Origin of the sequence: Govania unica, from assembly GCF_027920805.1 — a bacterium.
GTDB lineage: Bacteria > Pseudomonadota > Alphaproteobacteria > Sphingomonadales > Govanellaceae > Govanella > Govanella unica.
Window position 1 is genome coordinate 90,345 of the sequence record NZ_JANWOI010000002.1, and the last position, 17,787, is coordinate 108,131.

The window sequence follows — 17,787 nt, forward strand, 5'->3', positions numbered from 1 at the left end:
GGGTTACATATCCCGGTCTTGCGAATTGTACATTGGCCAACCACCCGCGGCCACGGCGTCGAGCGTTGGCGCTTTTTGTCCCATGCGCATCTGATAGATCCAGAAATTGGCCACGACCTTTTCCACGTAATCGCGGGTTTCTTCGGCCGGGATGGTTTCCATGAACAGCAGGGGATCGTTCTTGAAATTCATCTTCTGCAACCAGCGGCCGAGATTGCCGGGCCCGCCATTATAAGCCCCCGCCACGAAGAACAGATTGGTGCCAAGATAGTCCTTGCCCATCAGATATTCGATGTAACGCTGACCCAGCTGCATGTTGAAGCTCGGGTCATAAAGCATCTCGCCGTTGCGGTCCTGCAAGGTCTGGTCGCGGCCGATATAGCTTGCGGTCTTGGGCATGAGCTGCATCAGCCCGCGCGCGCCCGAGCTGCTGACGGCGCGAATGGAAAACTCGGACTCCTGGCGCATGAAGGCAAAAATCAGCGCCCGGTCGACCTTGAAGCCATCCTTCGGGGTCCAGGTGGGCATGGGGTAAAGCGCGCTGTTCGACGACAGGATCTGCTTGCGGTCGAGCGCCTTGGCCACCCGGATCTGCGTGCTCGGCAGGTCAAGCCGGGCGGCAAGCCCCAGCAGCAGCGGATGCAGGGTCTCGTCACTCCGCCGCCACAGATAGCGCATTTCCCAGTCGGAGGCTTCAAGCTGGCCGACCTGCCACAGGGCGACCGAGCGGCGGGCGGCTTTTTCCCCAAGGACGCGGTCATAGTCGCGCCGGGTCAGCGGCGGATGTTCCCAGGTGAAATTGATATCGCGGCCAAGCTGGCGCGCGGCCAGCATGCCGTAAAATGTTTTCGGGAAGCGTGCCGCCTGATCAAGCCAGACATTGACCTGCTCGGGCTGGCGGGAGGCGAGCCGCGCCCGTGCCGCCCAGAATGCGGCGCTCGATGCGGTCCAGGGCTCGTTGTCGGCGGCGATGGCGGCTTTTTCAAAAGACGTGGCGGCGCGGCGGTAATCATTGGTGCGCCAGGCGCTCAGCCCGGCGATCCAGTTGCCGTTATAACGGTTCTTACCCGTACCGGCCCCGCTTGACGTCCCAAGCGCCAACGCCTTCGCATCATTGCCCTGATAGAAATAACTGGCGGCGATCTTGCCCAGGATCAGGCTGAACTGGTCCTTATCGAACAGATTGCGCCCGCTGGCCCAGAACCGTTGCTCGGCCTGTGGCGTCAGGCCCTGATCGAGAAACCCCTGAATCTCCAGGCGGGCGTCGCGGGCGGCGCGAATACGCACCAGTTCCTCGGGCGTGTAGATGCGTCCGGGCGGCGTCACCGTTAGGCTGTCGGGGTCGGGCGGGGTCGGCGCGGCCGCTTTCGGCGGCTTGCGGTTGAGCGCCAGTTTATAAATGCGGTCCGCCATCGGCAGATCGGAATAATTCCGCATCCAGCGCGCGAGTTCGTCAAAGGACCCTTTGTAGCGCGGGCTCAGATAGCGGTCCGACAGCACCTGTCCGACCAGAATGCGATCGTCAAGCCGCTTGATCAGCCGCTCGGCTTCGGCCCAGTCGGCCCGGTTCTGCGCCGCATAGATCTGACGATAAAGCTCACGGTCGGCGGGGCTGAGGACGAAAATCTCCTCGATCCGGACACTGTCTGGAACAACGCGTTTGGGCGGCGACAGGGACAGCGGCAGTTGTTTGCCGCTCTCGGCAGGTTTCCCCTGGGGCACCGTCTGGGCGACGCCGGGCAGGACGAAAGCACAGAACAGAATAACAGCAAGGGCGGTCGAGCAGTGTTTCATCGGGACTCACCCATGCGGGCGAAACGCGCGCGGATTTCAAGGAGGTCGCGCCAGGCATCGGCCTTCAGCGCAGGCTGGGATAATATGTAGTGTGGGTGATAGGTCGAGACGACCGGGATCGTGAGCCCGGCCTCACTGTCCTGATATTCAAGCCAGTTTCCGCGCAAGCGATTGATTCCCGTCTTGGCTTCAAGCAGCGCCGCCGCCGCCGTGCCGCCAAGAAACACCAGCATCCGCGGCCGCACCAGCGCGATATGACGCCGCAGGAACGGTACGCAAAGCGCCAGTTCCTGAGCCGTCGGCTTGCGGTTTCCCGGCGGCCGCCAGGGCAGCACATTGGTGAGATAGGTGCCGTGCTCGGCGCTCATGCGGTCGCGGCCGATGGCTTTCAGCATGCGATCCAGCAATTGGCCGGAGGCTCCGGCAAAGGGTTTGCCCTGACGGTCTTCGTCCCCGCCCGGCGCTTCGCCCACGATCATCAGGCCGCTTGCCGGGTTGCCGTCGGCGAACACGGTGGTCATGGCGGTTTTCTTCAGGGCACAGCCTTCAAAGCCGCGCAAGGCAAGCTCAAGCTCATCAAGGCTGCGGGCGCTCCGGGCCAGCGCGATCGCCGTTTCCGTGGATTCGGCGGCGGGACGCAGCTGGACGGCTGCCGGGGAGCTTTGTTGCGCTGGTTGCCCAGCTTCGATTTTCGGGACGGCAACAGGGCTCGCGGGCCGCTCGATCAAGCGGTCCACGGGCAGGTCGCCCATGGCGAGGTCGGCACCCGACGCCACATACCAGGCGAGCAGCGCGACCGCTGCTTCGTCTGTCATGGCACTTGCAAAATTGGCCTGAGTTGGCATTCGAATCTCAATTCCCGTTCGGCTGGATAGTAACCAGTCCGGGCCGGAGAGGGGAAGCATCATTGCGTGAAAAACCGGCGGCACGGGTGTAAAACAAATGTGAGCAGGCAAATGCGGGGCGGAAATCGTGGCCGCAAGATTGACCGCTAAGTTGCGAGCGGGCATAACATCTGCAACAAGTTGAAAACAAAACCCGGTGCTGCCCGGTGGGCGGTTTGCGGGACTGATCAGAACAATGAGGGTCCGTGATATGGAACGGGAATCGATGGAATTTGACGTCGTCATCGTGGGCGGCGGTCCGGCAGGGTTGAGCGCGGCTATTCGGCTGAAGCAGCTCGCCGCCGAAAAAAACCATGATGTGAATGTCTGTGTGATCGAGAAGGGGTCGGAAATCGGCGCCCATATTCTCTCGGGCGCGGTCATCGATCCGGTGGCCCTCAATGAACTGCTGCCCAACTGGAAAGCCGATGGCGCGCCGCTCAACGCGCCGGTGACCCATAACCATCACTGGGTCATGAGCGAAAAGAAAAAGCTCGATGTGCCTCACGTCCTGCTGCCCCCGATGATGAGCAACGAGGGCAATTACATCATCAGCCTCGGCAATCTCTGCCGCTGGCTCGCTGAACAGGCCGAAGCGCTTGGGGTCGAGATCTACCCGGGCTTCGCCGCCGCCGAAGTGCTTTACAACGATGACGGCAGCGTCAAGGGCGTGGCCACCGGTGACATGGGCGTCGCCCGCGATGGCCATCACAAGGACGGCTACATGCCGGGCATGGAGCTCCATGCCAAATACACCATGTTCGCCGAAGGCTGCCGGGGCTCGCTGTCGAAGGACCTGATGAGCCGCTTCAATCTGCGCGATGGCATCGACCCCCAGACCTATGGCCTCGGCATCAAGGAACTGTGGGAAGTCACGCCGGAGCAGCATAAGCAGGGCCTGGTGATCCATACGCAGGGCTGGCCGCTCGACAGCAAGACAGCGGGCGGCGGCTTCATCTATCATCTTGAAAACAATCAGGTGGCCATCGGTTTCGTGGTGGCGCTCGATTACGAAAATCCCTATCTCTCGCCGTTCGACGAGATGCAGCGCTTCAAGACCCACCCGTCCATCGCCCCCATGTTCGAAGGCGCCCGCCGCATTTGCTATGGCGCCCGCGCCATCAACGAAGGCGGCTTGCAGTCGATCCCGAAACTGGTGTTCCCGGGCGGCGCGCTGATTGGCTGTTCGGCCGGATTCGTCAACGTGCCGCGCATCAAGGGCAGCCACAATGCCATGAAAACCGGCATGCTGGCGGCTGAGGCGGCCTTCACGGCGCTGGCCGCCGGGTCCGAGGGACGGGACGAGCTCACGGCCTATCCCGAAGCCTTCCAGAATTCCTGGGTTTACAAGGAATTGCACCGGGTTCGCAACGCTCGCCCGTCGCTGTCGAAATTCGGCATCACGCTTGGCACGCTCTATACCGGGCTTGATCTCTGGCTCAACAATCTTGGGCTCGGCTTTCTCGTGCCCTGGACGTTCCGCAACCATGCCGATAACCTGTCGCTGAAAAAAGCGCGGGATTGCCAGCCGATCAGCTACCCGAAGCCCGATGGCAAGCTGACCTTCGACAAGCTCTCCTCGGTGTTCCTGTCGAACACCAACCATGAAGAAGATCAGCCGGTCCATCTGCAGCTCAAGGACCCCTCGGTCGCGATCCGCATCAACCTCGCCGAATATGACGCGCCCGAACAGCGCTACTGTCCGGCCGGAGTTTATGAAATCGTGCGCGAAGCCGACGGCAGTGACCCCCGCCTGCAGATCAATGCCCAGAACTGCGTGCATTGCAAAACCTGCGACATCAAGGACCCGACCCAGAACATCAATTGGGTTGTGCCCGAAGGTGGCGGTGGGCCAAACTATCCCAATATGTAATAAGCTGTTGCCGTCACCGTTTTTAGCTCGGTCTCTCGAACGCAGCCTGAGGAGTTCGCCTTTTATGACATCGAGAATTCCTGCCGCTCGGGCTGTGGCCCTTGTCGTCGCGACGATGCTGGGCGCAACCTCGGCCTGTGCCACATCGACCCAGAAGCCGGTTCCGGCCGTGGCCCAGGACAATCCGCAGAAGCAAGCTGAAGACAGCATCGCGTTCGGCAGTTATCTCGCCGGGCAGGCGGCGCGGGCGCAGGGCGACACCGATGCCGCCGTGCGCTATTTTCTCGACGCCATCGCGGCCGATCCCGACAACCTCTTGTTGTTGCAGCAGGGCTTTGCGCTCGCCATATCGGATGGCCGTTATGACGAGGCCCGCACGCTTGGTCAGCGCATCGTCAAGACCGATGCCGACAACAGCCTGGTGCAGTTTTTCTTGCTGCTCGGGGATCTGAAGGCCGGGCGTTATGACCGTGTGCTCAAGGAGCTCGACAAGGTTCCCGAGGCCGGGCTGAACAAGCTTGTCAAACCGATCGTCTCAGCCTGGACCTATGCCGGGGTCAAAAAGAAGGACAAGGCCCTCGCGAGCCTCAAACCGCTTGAGGACACGCCGCCGTTTCTGCCCTTCGCCCTCAATCATCGCGCTTTCATTCTCGACTATCTGAAGGACCCCGAAGCCGAGATCGCCTATAAGTCCGGCATGGCGGCGGAGAAATTCGGCAGCGTCCGCTTCGTGCTCGCCTATGCAAGCCTGCTGGCCCGCGCTGGCCGCGACTATGAAGCAAAGGACATCATCACCAAGGGCAGCGAGCGGTTTGAGGATTCGCTGTCCATCGCCATCGCCGAACAACGGTTGAAGGCTGGCACGCTCAAGGAACGGGTCATCACGACCCCAGCCGAAGGGGTGGCCGAAGCCTTTTACGGCGCGGCGCTGGCGCTCAGTCAGGATGGCGCGAACGGTCCGGGCGCGTTCTATCTGCGGCTCGCCTTGTATTTGCAGCCTGATTTTGATCAGGCAACCTTCATGCTTGCGCGCATTCTGGAGGATGAGCAGGAAAACGACAGCGCCTTCAAGCTCTATCAAACCATTCAGGATAGCAGCGATCTCGGCACCGAAGCCCGTCTGCGCGAAGTCTGGATCCTTGAGGCCAAGGGCGATGAGGCAGGGGCGCTCAGCCGTCTCGAAGCCTTGGTCGCGGCAGCCCCGGAACGTGCCGATCTCGTGGCCTCGCTCGCCGATCTCTATCGGCAGCGCAAGGATTACCCGCGTGCCGTCGCCGAATACAGCCGCGCCATCGCGCTCACGGACCCGGCCGAAGCGTCCCGCCATTGGGCGCTCTATTATGCGCGCGGCATGACCTATGATCAGGCCAAACAATGGCCGCAAGCCGAAGTCGATTTCCGCAAGGCCCTGGAATTGCAGCCGAACCAGGCGGATGTCCTGAATTACCTCGGCTATTCCCTGGTCGATCGGGGCGAACGTCTGAATGAGGCCATCGATATGATCACCCGGGCGGTGGCGCAGCGTCCGAATGATGGCTATATCGTCGACAGTCTCGGCTGGGCCGAATTCACCATCGGTAATTATACCCAGGCGGCGGACATCCTCGAACGGGCCGTGCTGATGAAGCCCGAGGACCCGACCATCAACGAACATCTCGGCGATGCCTATTGGCAGGTCGGCCGCAAGATCGAGGCGCGGTTCCAATGGAGCCATGCCCTGACCCTGAACGCGCCCGAAGACCGGGTTCAGGCCATCAAGGACAAGATCTCGAACGGTATGCCGAAACAACCGGTGAAACCTTCCCGCAAGATATGACATGCCTGGGTAGTGATGGTTGAGGAATTCGCCCCGGCCAAGATCAATCTGACGCTGTCCATCACCGGACGGCGGGATGATGGCTATCATCTGCTCGACAGCCTGTTCCTGTTCGCCAATGTGGGCGACCGCGTGACGGCCAGGCCCGCGGACGGTCTTTCGTTAGAGATCAGCGGGCCGCGCGGCGTGGGGCTTGTGGCGGATCCGGCCGAAAATCTCGTGCTCAAGGCCGCCCGGCTGTTGCAGGCGGAGGCCGGACTGACACAGGGCGCGGCGCTCAATCTTGAAAAGCATTTGCCGCTTGCGTCGGGCATCGGCGGCGGGTCCGCCGATGCGGCGGCGACCTTGCGGGCGCTCAATCGGCTGTGGTCGCTTGGGCTCGGGCTCGATGATCTCGCGCGCATCGGCGCGCGCGTCGGCGCGGATGTCCCGGCCGCCGTCCATTCCATCCCCTTGCGGGTCGAGGGCATCGGGGAAAAGCTCACCCCCATCGGGCCCTTGCCGCCGTTTGGAATCCTGCTCGTCAATCCCGCCGTCAGCGTGCCGACACCGGCGGTGTTCGCGGCCTTCAATGCGAGCGGCACGTCTTTTGCCATGGCTGCGGAGGCTCTGCCGTCCGACCCGCGGGCACTTCTCGCTGTTCTCCATCGCACTCCGAACATGCTTGAGGCCCCGGCCATCACATTGCAGCCGGTGATTGCGGAACTGCTTCAGCGCCTCGTGGCCCTGCCGGGCGGGCTGCTGACCCGCATGTCCGGTAGCGGAGCGACCTGTTTCACGCTCTATCCTTCGCCCGAAGGTGCCGAACAGGCAGCGGTGAATTTTGCCGCAGAGCCGGGGTGGTGGGTCTGGGGCGGCGGGCTCTATAATCAGTCTCACAGTCTTTGACCGCTTCTGCCTCGAATGGTATTGTGCGCCGCAGTCGCAAGCCGGGCCGGGGACAGGGGTGTGCGACCAGAAATAACATGACGTCCAACTTGGGCGGCCAATTGTATGCGACAGGGGTATGAGTTGATGATGGGTACGGACCGCGGCCGGAAGAAGGCGCCACGACTTTTTCTGACCTGCCTTTCCGCGTTGACGGTAATCACCGGCTTTGCGTTCTCGGATGTGACGCAAGCTCAGGGCATCGACAGTTCGATCATCAAGAAGTTCGAGCAGCAGATGCAGCGCGGCGGCAACCGCAGCACGCAGACGTCACCGGTCGATCAATCCCGCAATCAGAGCGACACGGTCGAAAACGATCTTGGCCGACCGCAGGATATTGAGGCCCTGCGTCGGCAGGCCAAACCTTCGGCCATCGAACTTGATTACGAATCCCGTACCAATGAAAAACTGAAACAGTTCGGCTATGACATGTTCGGTCGCTCGATTGCGGGTGGTGGGCAGGTCACGGGCCGGATTCCCGATCATTATGTCGTCGGCATCGGTGATGAAGTGGTCGTGACCTTCAATGGTCCCGAGCCGCGCTCGATCTCGACCCAGGTCGATAGCGAAGGCCGTCTGGTCGTCGAAGGTCTCCCGCCCATCGCCGCCGCCGGACGTCGCTTTGGCGATCTTGAAGCCGAGATCAAGGCGCGGACCCATTCCTCCTTGATCGGCACCGAAGCCTTCGTCTCCATTGGCGGCGCGCGCGCGGTTTCGGTCTATGTGGTCGGTGAAGTGGATCGTCCGGGTCTCTATCGTCTGACCAGCATGTCTTCGGTTCTCGAAGCCCTGACACTTGCGGGCGGCGTCAAAAAGACCGGCAGCCTGCGCGCGATCAAGGTCGGCGGCCGCACCGTCGATCTTTATCATGTGTTCGGCGGCACAAGCACCGTTGACCTTCATGTGACCGACGGCGCGCGCATTGTGGTGCCGCCGCTCGGGCCCACGGTGGCGATTGCCGGTGGGGTTGTCCGTCCAGGCATTTACGAATTGCCGAAGGGCAGCTCGCAGTCGCTATCTTCCATTCTTGGTATGGCTGGTGGCAGTCTGCGTCCGCGCGGCTACAGCTATGTCCTCAATCGCATCGAGGCGGATGGCCGTCAGAACATCGCCACCATTGCAAGCGTGGATCAGGCCGCCCATGACGGCGATATCCTGACCGTGGGCCTGCGCCGGGATGTGCAGGTGGGCGGCGTTTCCATGGTCGGGCACGTGCGCACCCCCGGTCTCCGCTCCATTCGCGAAGTGCCGACCATCAAGGATCTTCTTGGTGACGGTATGATGATGAAGGATCAGCCCTATATGCTGTTCGGCGTCGTCGAAAGCAGCGATCCGACCACGCAAGCCCGCCTGTTGCGCCCGTTCAGCCCCGAGCAGGTGATTTACGGCAAGGAAAATTTCCCGTTGCGGGATAAGGACCGTGTGATCCTGTTCGGTCAGGCGCAAGTCGATTTTTTGACTGCGTTAGAAACCCGCCGCGTGGTGCTCACCGGGGTCTATGACCCGAAGGCTATCGCCAGGGACGAGCCGAGGCAGGATTCAAAGCCAAGCAAGCGGCCCGAGCGTTGTGAGCCGCTTGAGGATCTTGCGCGCATCGTCAGCGACACCAAATCCGACCGCTATGTGACGGCCATTCGCGCCGTGTTCGTGCAGCTTGATGTCACCAACGAGGAAATCGGCAAAAGCGAGACATCTTTAGCTGAGCGGAAATCGGTGGGTGCGGCAAAGCTCGGCATTAGCAGCGATGGATCGACGCAGATCGAGCAACCAGCGACGCCGCAGCAAGTCATGCAGCAACAACCGTTGCCGTATCAGACGCTCGAACAACTGGAAGAAGAGGCAGCCGAGAAAAAGCAGGAGGAGGAGCGTCGCGAAGTCGCTTGCCCGCAGATTTATCGCGAGGTGCGCGGTCTGTTGCCCTTCGTGCTTGAATATGTGGCCTCGGCCGATGGCGCGGTGCGCCGTCCGGGGGTCTATCCGCTGGTCGATGGCACGCCTCTTTCATCGCTGATTGCGGTGGCGGGCGGTACGGTTTTCAATGCCGACCTCACCAATCTGGAATTGATCGGGTCCGATCTCAATCCGGAAACCGGGGCGAACGGAGGCGTGACCGGCCAGCTCGTGGTTGACGCCACCACAACCGATCTCACCCGCATCACCCTCAGCCCGGCGAGCGGGGTCCGCTTCAACAGCAAGACCACCAATCAGGAAGCGGGCGCGGTATTGTTGTCCGGTGAATTCAAGCGTCCGGGCGTCTATCCGATCCAGCGTGGTGAAAAACTGTCGGATATCATCGCGCGCGCTGGCGGTCTGAGCGAACATGCTTATCCCTATGGTGCGGTCTTTACCCGCACCCGCGTGAAGGAAGAACAGAAGCGCGGCTTCGAACGCACGGCGCGGGAGCTTAATCTCGGTCTCGCCACGGCGGCGCTCAAGCAGCGTGACTTGAAGCCCGAGACCCTGATGGCGGGTCAACAGCTGGCGGATAAGCTTGCCACAGCCGACGTGCTCGGCCGGGTGGTGATCGAGGCTGACCCGCGCGTACTCGTCGAGCGTCCCGAACTCGATACGGTGCTCGAGCCGGGCGATCGCATCGTGATGCCGAAACGCCCGAACTATGTGTTGATGATTGGCGATCTGCTTAATCCGGGCGCGTTGCAGTTCATCAAGGGCAAACGGGTTCAGGACTATGTTCATGAGTCCGGCGGGCCGCTGCGGACCGCCGATGACGGCCGCACCTTTGTTGTCTATCCGAATGGTGTCGCACGTCCGGTGAAGCTGTCGTCCTGGGGCTTCTCGACCAATGTCACCGTACCGCCGGGCACGGCCATTGTCGTGCCGAAGGATGTGGAGCCGATCGACACCATGCAGCTCGTGCGTGATATCTCGGCAATCTTCAGTCAACTGGCGGTGTCGGCGGCATCGATCGCTGTTATCTCCAGATGAGGCTGCGGGTGACGCGTGACGTTCACCCGCGTAAGGGTCGGGTCCATGAGGCTCTATAGGGCAGGATCCAAAGCCGGACGCGGGGTGTCGCGTTCGGCCCGTCTCCTGTCGGTCGCTGGCCTTTGTTCCTGGACCGCGCTTTCTGTCGGCGGATTCGGGGCTGAGGCTCAGACGATCGCGCCGACTGGGGCAAGCGACTTTTCCGCCTATATCTCCGACGCGGCCTCGCCGGGATTGCTCGGGGGTGTCGGGCTATTGGCGACGCCGACTGCGCGCATGCTGCCTGACGGCGAAGTTGTCTTCGGCACCAGCTTCCAGGATCCGTTCTATGGGGCCTATCTGACCTGGCAGGCCTTGCCCTGGCTTGAGGCCACGGCGCGCTTTTCGGATGCGCATGGCACAGCGGATGATTTTGACCGCGCGCTTGATCTTAAAATCCGTCTCTACGAAGGCGGCAGTTTCCCAAGCGTGGCCATCGGGTTCCGCGATGCCCTGGGCCACGGCCCGTTCGCGGGTGAATATCTCGTGTTTTCAAAAGCCTTCGGCAAGTTCGACGTGAGCGCCGGGGTTGGCTGGGGCTACCTCGGGTCGCGTGACAGTCTCGGCAATCCCTTGAGCCGGATCACAGGCCGGACCCGCGATCGGCACAGCGGCGGTGTACCGCAGCTACGGAATTATTTTTCAGGCGACTTTGGAGTGTTTGGCGGCATCGCTTATGTGACGCCGGTCCAGGGGCTCAGTCTCAAGCTTGAATATGATGGCGGCGATCCCCGGGGGCTGCCACTGGACGAACCGGCGCGCGGCGGCTTTCCGCTCAATATCGGGGTTGATTACCGGCCGTTGTCCTGGGTCCATGTTTCGGCCGGTCTCCTGCGCGGCAATGCGCTTGGCCTAAGCCTCGCCCTCCGTTTCAATCCGGAGCAACTGGTGCCAGCCCAGAAACGCTTTGATCCCGCGCCCATCGCGGTGGCGGTGTCGCCGCAACCGGACCCGGATCAGGGCGCTCAGACCATCGACGCCGTGATGCTGGCGAAACTGGCTGCAAGTCCGAATGTGGCTCTCTCGAACGGACTGCCAGCCGAAACCGTGATGCGGGTGACACGGGCGCTCTATTTCGCCGGACTTGATGAGCCGCTCATTGATGTGAATGCGACGGGGACGTTGACTGTGACCCTGTCCCTCGCACCGGGGCTTGAGGCCAGGCAGGCTCTGCTTGCTGCCGAAGTGACCTTTGCCAATCTGCCGCCGGGCTATGATGCCATTCTCATCCGCAATCGTCTGGGGTCCGAGGCGGGCGGCGCTGGCCAGCGCTTCACCCGCGATATGGTGGCAAGTTTCACCCGCGCCGATGCGAGCTTCAACGATCTTTTGCAGTCGGGCGGTGTGCGCGGCGTGACGCTCCGCGGCGGCGATGTGGAAGCCTCCGTCAATGGCAGCGAGGGGACGGCGGCCAGCGCGGCGGTGGCCTTGTCGGGCTTGGTGCCGGAAGATGGCAAAGTCACGGTCGAGACCGCAGACAGTCTGACCCGTGCGGCGGCCGCCGATCTCACGGTCGTGCGTCAGCAATCGCAGATCGCGAGCCTGTTTGAAAAGGCCGGTTTAAGACTGCGCAGCCTTGACATCAAGGGCCGCGCGGCTGTCATCACCGCCGACCTCACCCGCGACATGGGGGCCGACCGGCTACAGCGCGCCGCCACCCAGGCCCGCGCCATTCTCGGTGCATCGGTGGACGCGGTCGAGCTCACGGCCTATCGCAGCGACCGAGCAGTGGCGGTGGTCACGGCACCGAAAAAACCGCCTGAAAAGGATATCTTGCCCTCGGGGTATCGCGCCAATCCATTCGCGGATGCAAAGCATCCGGTGCTCAAGCATACCGCGTTTTTTGGCTATGTTGCGGCAAGCGCGCCGCCGCCTGCCGCCGTGCCGCCAGTCCCCGAACCCTTGCCGCCGCTGGACAAGCCACAGCGTCTCGCTCCGCTGACGACGGCTGAAGCCAGTGATATTTTTGACCGCGCCCGTGACGAAGGTTTGCGCCCGGTCGCCGCTCGTTTGGATGGACGCACAGCGACGCTTGCCTTTGCCAATGATCGTTATGGCCAACCGGCCAAAGCCATTGGCCGCGCCGCCCGTGCTCTGAGCGCGGGGCAACCTTTGGATGTGGATTGGTTCGAACTCGTTACCGTCGAAGACGGTGTCGAAGCCGGTCGCCTGCGCTTCCTTCGCCGGGATTTCGAACGCGCCGCCAACGGTCTCGGCAGTCCTGAGGAAGTCTGGATTCACACGGAATTCAGCCGTGCACAGGCGGATTTCCCGGAAAGTCGGGACTGGCGTTTGGCCAAAGATGGCTGGTACGGCTTCCGCTGGGCCGTCTATCCCGAGGTCGTCCAGCATTTCGGCAGCGGGGCCGATGGCTACCGGGTCGGTCTTTACGGCAATGCGAGCGCCTCGCTTGATCTTTTGCGCCATGTCAAACTGACGGCGACCCTCAGCCGCGAACTGGGCGGAACCCTTGACGAGATCAACGGGCGTCCAGCCGGGGCGGGGCCCGTCGTCCGCAGTGATATCGCCCGTTATGCCGCCGATGGGCGCACGGCCCTTCGTGACGCGCGTGTGGATTACACGGCGCAACCCCTGAATGATGTCTATCTGCGACTGTCGGCGGGCTATTTTGAACGCATGTATGGTGGCGTCGGGGCGGAACTGCTCTATGTGCCGCAGGCGTCACGGTTCGCTTTTGGTCTCGATCTCAATCACGTGAAAAAGCGCGGCTATGATCAGAAATTCGGCTTTGCCGATTACGCGGTCACTACGGGACAGGCGACGCTTTATCATACATGGTCCCGCTACGGCCTTGACACGCGACTGAGCGTCGGCCGCTATCTGGCCGGGGATTGGGGGGCGACGCTTGATGTCTCCCGTTTGTTCGAGAATGGTGTGCGTTTCGGGGCCTGGGCCACGGTGACCGATATGTCGAATGCCCGTTATGGTGGCGACGCGCCGGCCAAGGGGCTTTATCTGTCGGTGCCGCTTGATCTGGTGCTGCCCTGGTCCATGCGGCGCGATTTCGGACTGGCTTTCCGCGCGCTCAATCGGGATGGCGGGCAGACGCTGGATAAGGGCCCGGGCCTTTATGACCTGCTGCGCGATGGGGCGCGGCCAAGTCTTGAAGCCGATTGGCGCAATTTATTGTATTGAAGCTTTTTTAAGGCTTCATGTCGCATTTATAGAGCAATTGAAGTTGCATCCAGAGGATCCGGGATTTGCATTTCGCCAATCTCGCCACTATTCTGACCGCATCTTTTTGGGCCAGATTCATAGCGAAATATTGAGGTTACCATGACGGCAGCACATCTTTCTCCGGATACCAAGGTGGCGGTGATCGGTCTCGGTTACGTCGGCTTGCCGCTGGCGGTGGCGCTTGCGAAGCATTTCAAGACCACGGGCCTCGACATCAATGCCCGCCGGATTGACGAACTCCGCAAAGGCATCGACCGCACCGAGGAGGTGGAGCCGGAAAAACTCAAGGCCAGCTCGCTTCATGTGACAAGCAGCGCGGACGAGATCAAGGACTTCGATATTTTCGTCGTCACCGTGCCGACGCCGGTCGATGAACATAACAAGCCGGACCTTTCGCCGGTGCGGGGTGCCACCAACATGATCGCGCCACTGTTGAAAAAGGGCGCGATCGTCGTCTATGAAAGCACGGTCTATCCCGGCGTGACCGAGGAAGTCTGCGGGCCGCTCCTTGAAAAAGGGTCGGGGCTGAAATGCGGCAAGGATTTCTTCCTTGGCTACTCGCCCGAGCGCATCAACCCGGGCGACCGTGAACATACCGTGGACCGCATCACCAAGGTGATCGCCGGTCAGACCCCCGCCGTGACCGAGACACTTGCCGGTCTTTACGGCGCGGTCACCACGGGTGGTGTGTTCCGGGCCGCGAATATCCGCGCCGCCGAAGCCGCCAAGGTCATTGAAAACGCCCAGCGTGACATCAATATCGCCTTCGTCAACGAAGTGACCATGATTTTCCAGAAACTCGGGATTTCAGTCTATGACGTGCTGGATGCTGCCGGGACCAAATGGAACTTCCTGAATTTCAAACCCGGTCTCGTGGGCGGCCATTGCATCGGTGTCGATCCGTTTTATCTTGCCGAACGTGCGAAGCAGATCAATCACGATCCGGCGATCATCCTCTCGGGCCGCAAGATCAATGACGGCATGGGCGATTTCATCGCCGAACGCATCACGGCTCAGGTCCAGGGCGGCGGACGCATGCTGGTGCTTGGCCTGACCTTCAAGGAAAACGTACCGGATCTGCGCAACTCCAAGGTGATCGACGTGATCCGCGGGTTGGAACGCCGCGGCTTCCGGGTCGATGTTCATGACCCCATGGCAGATGTGGACGAAGCCCAGCATGAATATGGCGTTGACCTCAAGACCGGCACTCTCGGCGATGTGGTGGCAGCAGCGCAGGAAGACGGCGGCTATGACGGCGTGGTCGCCGCGGTGACCCATAACGACTACGCGGCCCTGACGCCGTCAGAAATCGTGGCCCTCGTAAAACCGGGCGGCATCATCGCCGACATCAAAGGCATGTGGCGCGGCCTGAAACTACCAGAAGGCGTCCGCCGCTGGACCCTTTAAGGCAGATCCACATTTGCGCATAATGTCATTGCCGGGCTCGATCCGGCAATCCATTTTGCCACCCGTTCTGCCGGTGGAGCTATGGATACCCGGGTCAAGCCCGGGTATGACAGTTAAGGTCGTGGCCTAACTGTCTTCTTTCGGATGGGGAAAGAAATCATTGGTGCGGTCGAGCAGGCTATAGACCAGCAGCCCAATCCATTCATGGACAGCAAGGTCTGAAACCCTCAGACGCTTTGTCACATTAATCCCGATATCCAGCCCGCTTTCACGAGTTTGATAGTCGACAGGGTAGGGGATCACGGTCCAGCCCGCCGCTTCGAAAACCGCAATGGAGCGCGGCATGTGATAGGCGGAGGTCACCAGGATCCAGGGTTCTTTTCCCTGTGGTTTGACAAGGCTGCGGGTTTTCAGCGCACTGTCATAGGTGTTCATGGATTCTTTTTCATAGAGCGCCTGACTGGTATCGACGCCCAGAGTTTCAAAGACCATGGCGGCCACGTCGGCCTGGGTGATGCCATTTTCGTTCGGCTCCCCGCCGGTGAAGATCAGGGGCTTCTTGGGGAACCGTTTGGCCAGCTCCACACCTGCGAGAAGCCGGGTCGAGGCTTCGCCGAGGGCCGGTTGACTGCGGCTTTCGGTCAGGCTCGGATTTTCTGAACCGGCCAATACAATAATCCCGCGCGCCCGGGCAATGTCGGTGGGCGCCGCCATGGGGAAGCGGTTTTCAAGCGGGCGGATCAGGATCTGGCCAAGCGGCAGAAAGCCGAAGCACACAAGCAAGATCAGACAGAGCCCAATCAGCCGCACGGAAATCTCACGCCAGCGCAGCACAGCCGCAAGCAAACCGAACGCGCCGAGAAGGCCGATCAGATTGGCGGGAGCGAACAGACCCCAGAACAGTTTGGCGGCGAGTCCGTACATGCGGCTCTTCTCCAGTGGCGCCCGTTCTCAGAGTGGAGCGGGCATCTCAGATATTGTGATATTTGCGGTACCAGTCCACAAATTTCGGAATGCCGACTTCAATGGTGGTCGAGGGCTTGAACCCGATATCGGCCTTGAGGCTTTCGATATCGGCATAGGTTTCCTTGACGTCGCCTGCCTGCATCGGTTCAAAAATCTTCTCGGCCTTCTGACCGAGGCAGTCTTCCAGCACCTCGATCATGCGGGTGAGCTGTTCGGATTGATTATTGCCGATGTTATAGACGCGGTGCGGAGCGTTCGAACCGATGGTATGCAGGCTGCCGTCGTCAAGCGGGGCCTTGTCCATGGTGCCAAGTACGCCAGTTACGATATCGTCGATATAGGTGAAGTCGCGGCGCATGTCGCCATGGTTGAAGACATGAATGGGCTTGCCCTCAAGAATGGCCTTGGTGAAAATCCACAGCGCCATGTCGGGCCGGCCCCAGGGGCCATAGACGGTGAAAAAGCGCAGGCCGGTCATGGGCATGCGATAAAGATGCGAATAAGCCTGGCTCATCAGCTCGTCGGACTTCTTGGTCGCGGCATAAAGCGAGACCGGATTGTCGACCCGGTCATTGACCGAGAACGGCATCTCCGTATTGCCGCCATAAACCGAGCTTGAGCTCGCGTAGACCATATGTTCGAAACTGTCGAGGTGACGGCAATATTCCATCATATTGAGGTGGCCGATCAGATTCGACTGCGCATAGGCAAAAGGATTGGTCAGCGAATAGCGTACCCCGGCCTGGGCCCCAAGATGGATGACCCGGCGCACTTTTTCGCCTTTCAGGGCTGTGGTCAGGGCGGCGAAATCGGCGAAATCCACCTTGTGGAAGGTGAAGTTATTGTCGCCGCCGATATCGGCAAGACGCGCTTCCTTGAGGCTGACGTCGTAATAATCGTTCAGATTATCGATGCCAATGACGCGCTCGCCGCGTGCGAGCAGGCGTTTTGCCGCTGTGGAACCAATAAAACCCGCAACGCCTGTCACCAGAATGGTCATGAAGCCGTCCTCGATTGTGCCCGCCGAACTATTCTCCGGCGCGGATATGCCGAAATTCGCCTCTTTATGGGGGATTTTGGCAGCGAGGGCAACGGCTTTGCGGGGCTAAGACAAGGAAATGCAATCGAGTGTTATTCCGCCGTTGCATCCATCGCCGAGGCGCATTATGTTGCGCCCCGAAGCCGAGCAACACGGCCCGCCCTCAGGGGCGGATGACAGGCTCCCGCAAGGGACCTGATGGACTGATGGGGCGTAGCCAAGTGGTAAGGCAGCGGATTTTGATTCCGCCATGCGGAGGTTCGACCCCTCCCGCCCCAGCCATCATCTTTAAACTCAGGCTGTAATCTCGCTTGTTATCTGAATTATCTGCGGCCTGATCCTGCGTCGGATAGAGCATGCGGCCGCTTGTGCTTTGAGCGCAACAGGCCGGAGATAAATATGTGCATAAATTATGTATCCTGATGCAATTTCCGTTCGGATGGGCTGGGGAGCTCTAATTCTCTAGAGGTCCCGATCACTTTTGAATCCTTGAGTTTTCTTATGTGTCCTGAAAATATGGCTAGCCACTAGCCTGGCAATTAATTTGGGATTTGCTTCAGGGCGAGCTTTGTCAGGGTTGAGATTTTTTAAAACTATATATCTGATTTATAATTAAATATTTTGGGCAATCGATCTAATTTTAAAGAGGCAGGCCTCAGGACCGTGTCTTTTTTGTAACTCTGATAAAAAATAACCCCAATTCTGTGACCTTTGTGCACGAGGTATGCATATTATTTGTTGCTTATAAGCCATCTCAATTTATCGTTTTAGGAGCGTCCTTCTCAGGACCAGAGTCGAGTTGCGTACCGAGTTGCGTACCGAGTTGTCCATGTGGGTAGACCCCACAGTTTGCTTAAGAAACACAGAAGCGCCTGACTGCTTGGCGCTTCCTTGTGAG

The 17,787-nt window shown here is 60.5% G+C and carries 10 protein-coding genes and 1 tRNA gene; 7 read left to right on the top strand and 4 right to left on the bottom strand.

Annotation, left to right across the window (positions count from 1 at the left end; all coding sequences use genetic code 11):
• Positions 1 to 3: 3 nt before the first annotated feature.
• Positions 4 to 1,794: a lytic transglycosylase domain-containing protein gene (locus NYP16_RS05335; RefSeq protein ID WP_274943087.1), complete on the bottom strand. Its 1,791-nt coding sequence runs from the start codon at positions 1,792 to 1,794 to the stop codon at positions 4 to 6.
• Positions 1,791 to 2,609 carry a uracil-DNA glycosylase gene (locus tag NYP16_RS05340; protein WP_274943088.1) on the bottom strand — a complete coding sequence of 273 codons (819 nt, stop codon included), beginning with the start codon at positions 2,607 to 2,609 and terminating at the stop codon, positions 1,791 to 1,793. Before NYP16_RS05340 ends, NYP16_RS05335 begins: the two co-directional genes overlap by 4 nt.
• Positions 2,610 to 2,889: 280 nt before the next feature.
• On the opposite strand from NYP16_RS05340, the gene NYP16_RS05345 reads away from it, so the two are divergent.
• The 6 genes from NYP16_RS05345 to NYP16_RS05370 all read left to right on the top strand — a co-directional run bounded on the left by NYP16_RS05345 (position 2,890) and on the right by NYP16_RS05370 (position 14,884).
• The gene (locus tag NYP16_RS05345) at positions 2,890 to 4,551 is read left to right on the top strand and encodes an electron transfer flavoprotein-ubiquinone oxidoreductase (protein WP_274943089.1); all 1,662 of its coding nucleotides are present in this window, start codon (positions 2,890 to 2,892) and stop codon (positions 4,549 to 4,551) included.
• Between the two features lie 64 nt (positions 4,552 to 4,615).
• Positions 4,616 to 6,367, top strand: coding sequence for a tetratricopeptide repeat protein (locus tag NYP16_RS05350; RefSeq protein WP_274943090.1), 1,752 nt, complete (start codon positions 4,616 to 4,618; stop codon positions 6,365 to 6,367).
• A 15-nt stretch (positions 6,368 to 6,382) separates the two neighbouring features.
• Complete coding sequence (locus tag NYP16_RS05355) at positions 6,383 to 7,255, top strand: 4-(cytidine 5'-diphospho)-2-C-methyl-D-erythritol kinase (RefSeq protein ID WP_274943091.1); 873 nt, start codon at positions 6,383 to 6,385, stop codon at positions 7,253 to 7,255.
• Between the two features lie 126 nt (positions 7,256 to 7,381).
• On the top strand, positions 7,382 to 10,240 hold the full coding sequence (locus tag NYP16_RS05360; RefSeq protein ID WP_274943092.1) for an SLBB domain-containing protein: 2,859 nt from the start codon (positions 7,382 to 7,384) through the stop codon (positions 10,238 to 10,240).
• A gap of 45 nt (positions 10,241 to 10,285) precedes the next feature.
• Positions 10,286 to 13,435, top strand: a complete 3,150-nt coding sequence (locus NYP16_RS05365) for a YjbH domain-containing protein (RefSeq protein ID WP_274943093.1) — start codon at positions 10,286 to 10,288, stop codon at positions 13,433 to 13,435.
• 141 nt (positions 13,436 to 13,576) lie between these two features.
• On the top strand, positions 13,577 to 14,884 hold the full coding sequence (locus NYP16_RS05370; protein WP_274943094.1) for a nucleotide sugar dehydrogenase: 1,308 nt from the start codon (positions 13,577 to 13,579) through the stop codon (positions 14,882 to 14,884).
• A 126-nt stretch (positions 14,885 to 15,010) separates the two neighbouring features.
• Here the strand turns inward: NYP16_RS05370 and NYP16_RS05375 are convergent, their stop codons facing one another.
• Positions 15,011 to 15,808, bottom strand: a complete 798-nt coding sequence (locus tag NYP16_RS05375) for a YdcF family protein (RefSeq protein WP_274943095.1) — start codon at positions 15,806 to 15,808, stop codon at positions 15,011 to 15,013.
• A 46-nt stretch (positions 15,809 to 15,854) separates the two neighbouring features.
• Positions 15,855 to 16,850, bottom strand: coding sequence for a GDP-mannose 4,6-dehydratase (locus tag NYP16_RS05380; protein WP_274943096.1), 996 nt, complete (start codon positions 16,848 to 16,850; stop codon positions 15,855 to 15,857).
• A gap of 246 nt (positions 16,851 to 17,096) precedes the next feature.
• Here NYP16_RS05380 and NYP16_RS05385 point away from each other — a divergent pair.
• Positions 17,097 to 17,171 (top strand) — tRNA-Gln (locus NYP16_RS05385).
• The last annotated feature ends 616 nt before the right edge of the window (positions 17,172 to 17,787 follow it).

Excerpts from the sequence above, each read along its gene's own strand:
- NYP16_RS05335 (WP_274943087.1), bottom strand. The coding sequence starts at position 1,794 with ATGAAACACTGCTCGACCGCCCTTGCTGTTATTCTGTTCTGTGCTTTC.
- NYP16_RS05340 (WP_274943088.1), bottom strand. The coding sequence starts at position 2,609 with ATGACAGACGAAGCAGCGGTCGCGCTGCTCGCCTGGTATGTGGCGTCG.
- NYP16_RS05345 (WP_274943089.1), top strand. The coding sequence starts at position 2,890 with ATGGAACGGGAATCGATGGAATTTGACGTCGTCATCGTGGGCGGCGGT.
- NYP16_RS05350 (WP_274943090.1), top strand. The coding sequence starts at position 4,616 with ATGACATCGAGAATTCCTGCCGCTCGGGCTGTGGCCCTTGTCGTCGCG.
- NYP16_RS05355 (WP_274943091.1), top strand. The coding sequence starts at position 6,383 with ATGGTTGAGGAATTCGCCCCGGCCAAGATCAATCTGACGCTGTCCATC.
- NYP16_RS05360 (WP_274943092.1), top strand. The coding sequence starts at position 7,382 with ATGATGGGTACGGACCGCGGCCGGAAGAAGGCGCCACGACTTTTTCTG.
- NYP16_RS05365 (WP_274943093.1), top strand. The coding sequence starts at position 10,286 with ATGAGGCTCTATAGGGCAGGATCCAAAGCCGGACGCGGGGTGTCGCGT.
- NYP16_RS05370 (WP_274943094.1), top strand. The coding sequence starts at position 13,577 with ATGACGGCAGCACATCTTTCTCCGGATACCAAGGTGGCGGTGATCGGT.
- NYP16_RS05375 (WP_274943095.1), bottom strand. The coding sequence starts at position 15,808 with ATGTACGGACTCGCCGCCAAACTGTTCTGGGGTCTGTTCGCTCCCGCC.
- NYP16_RS05380 (WP_274943096.1), bottom strand. The coding sequence starts at position 16,850 with ATGACCATTCTGGTGACAGGCGTTGCGGGTTTTATTGGTTCCACAGCG.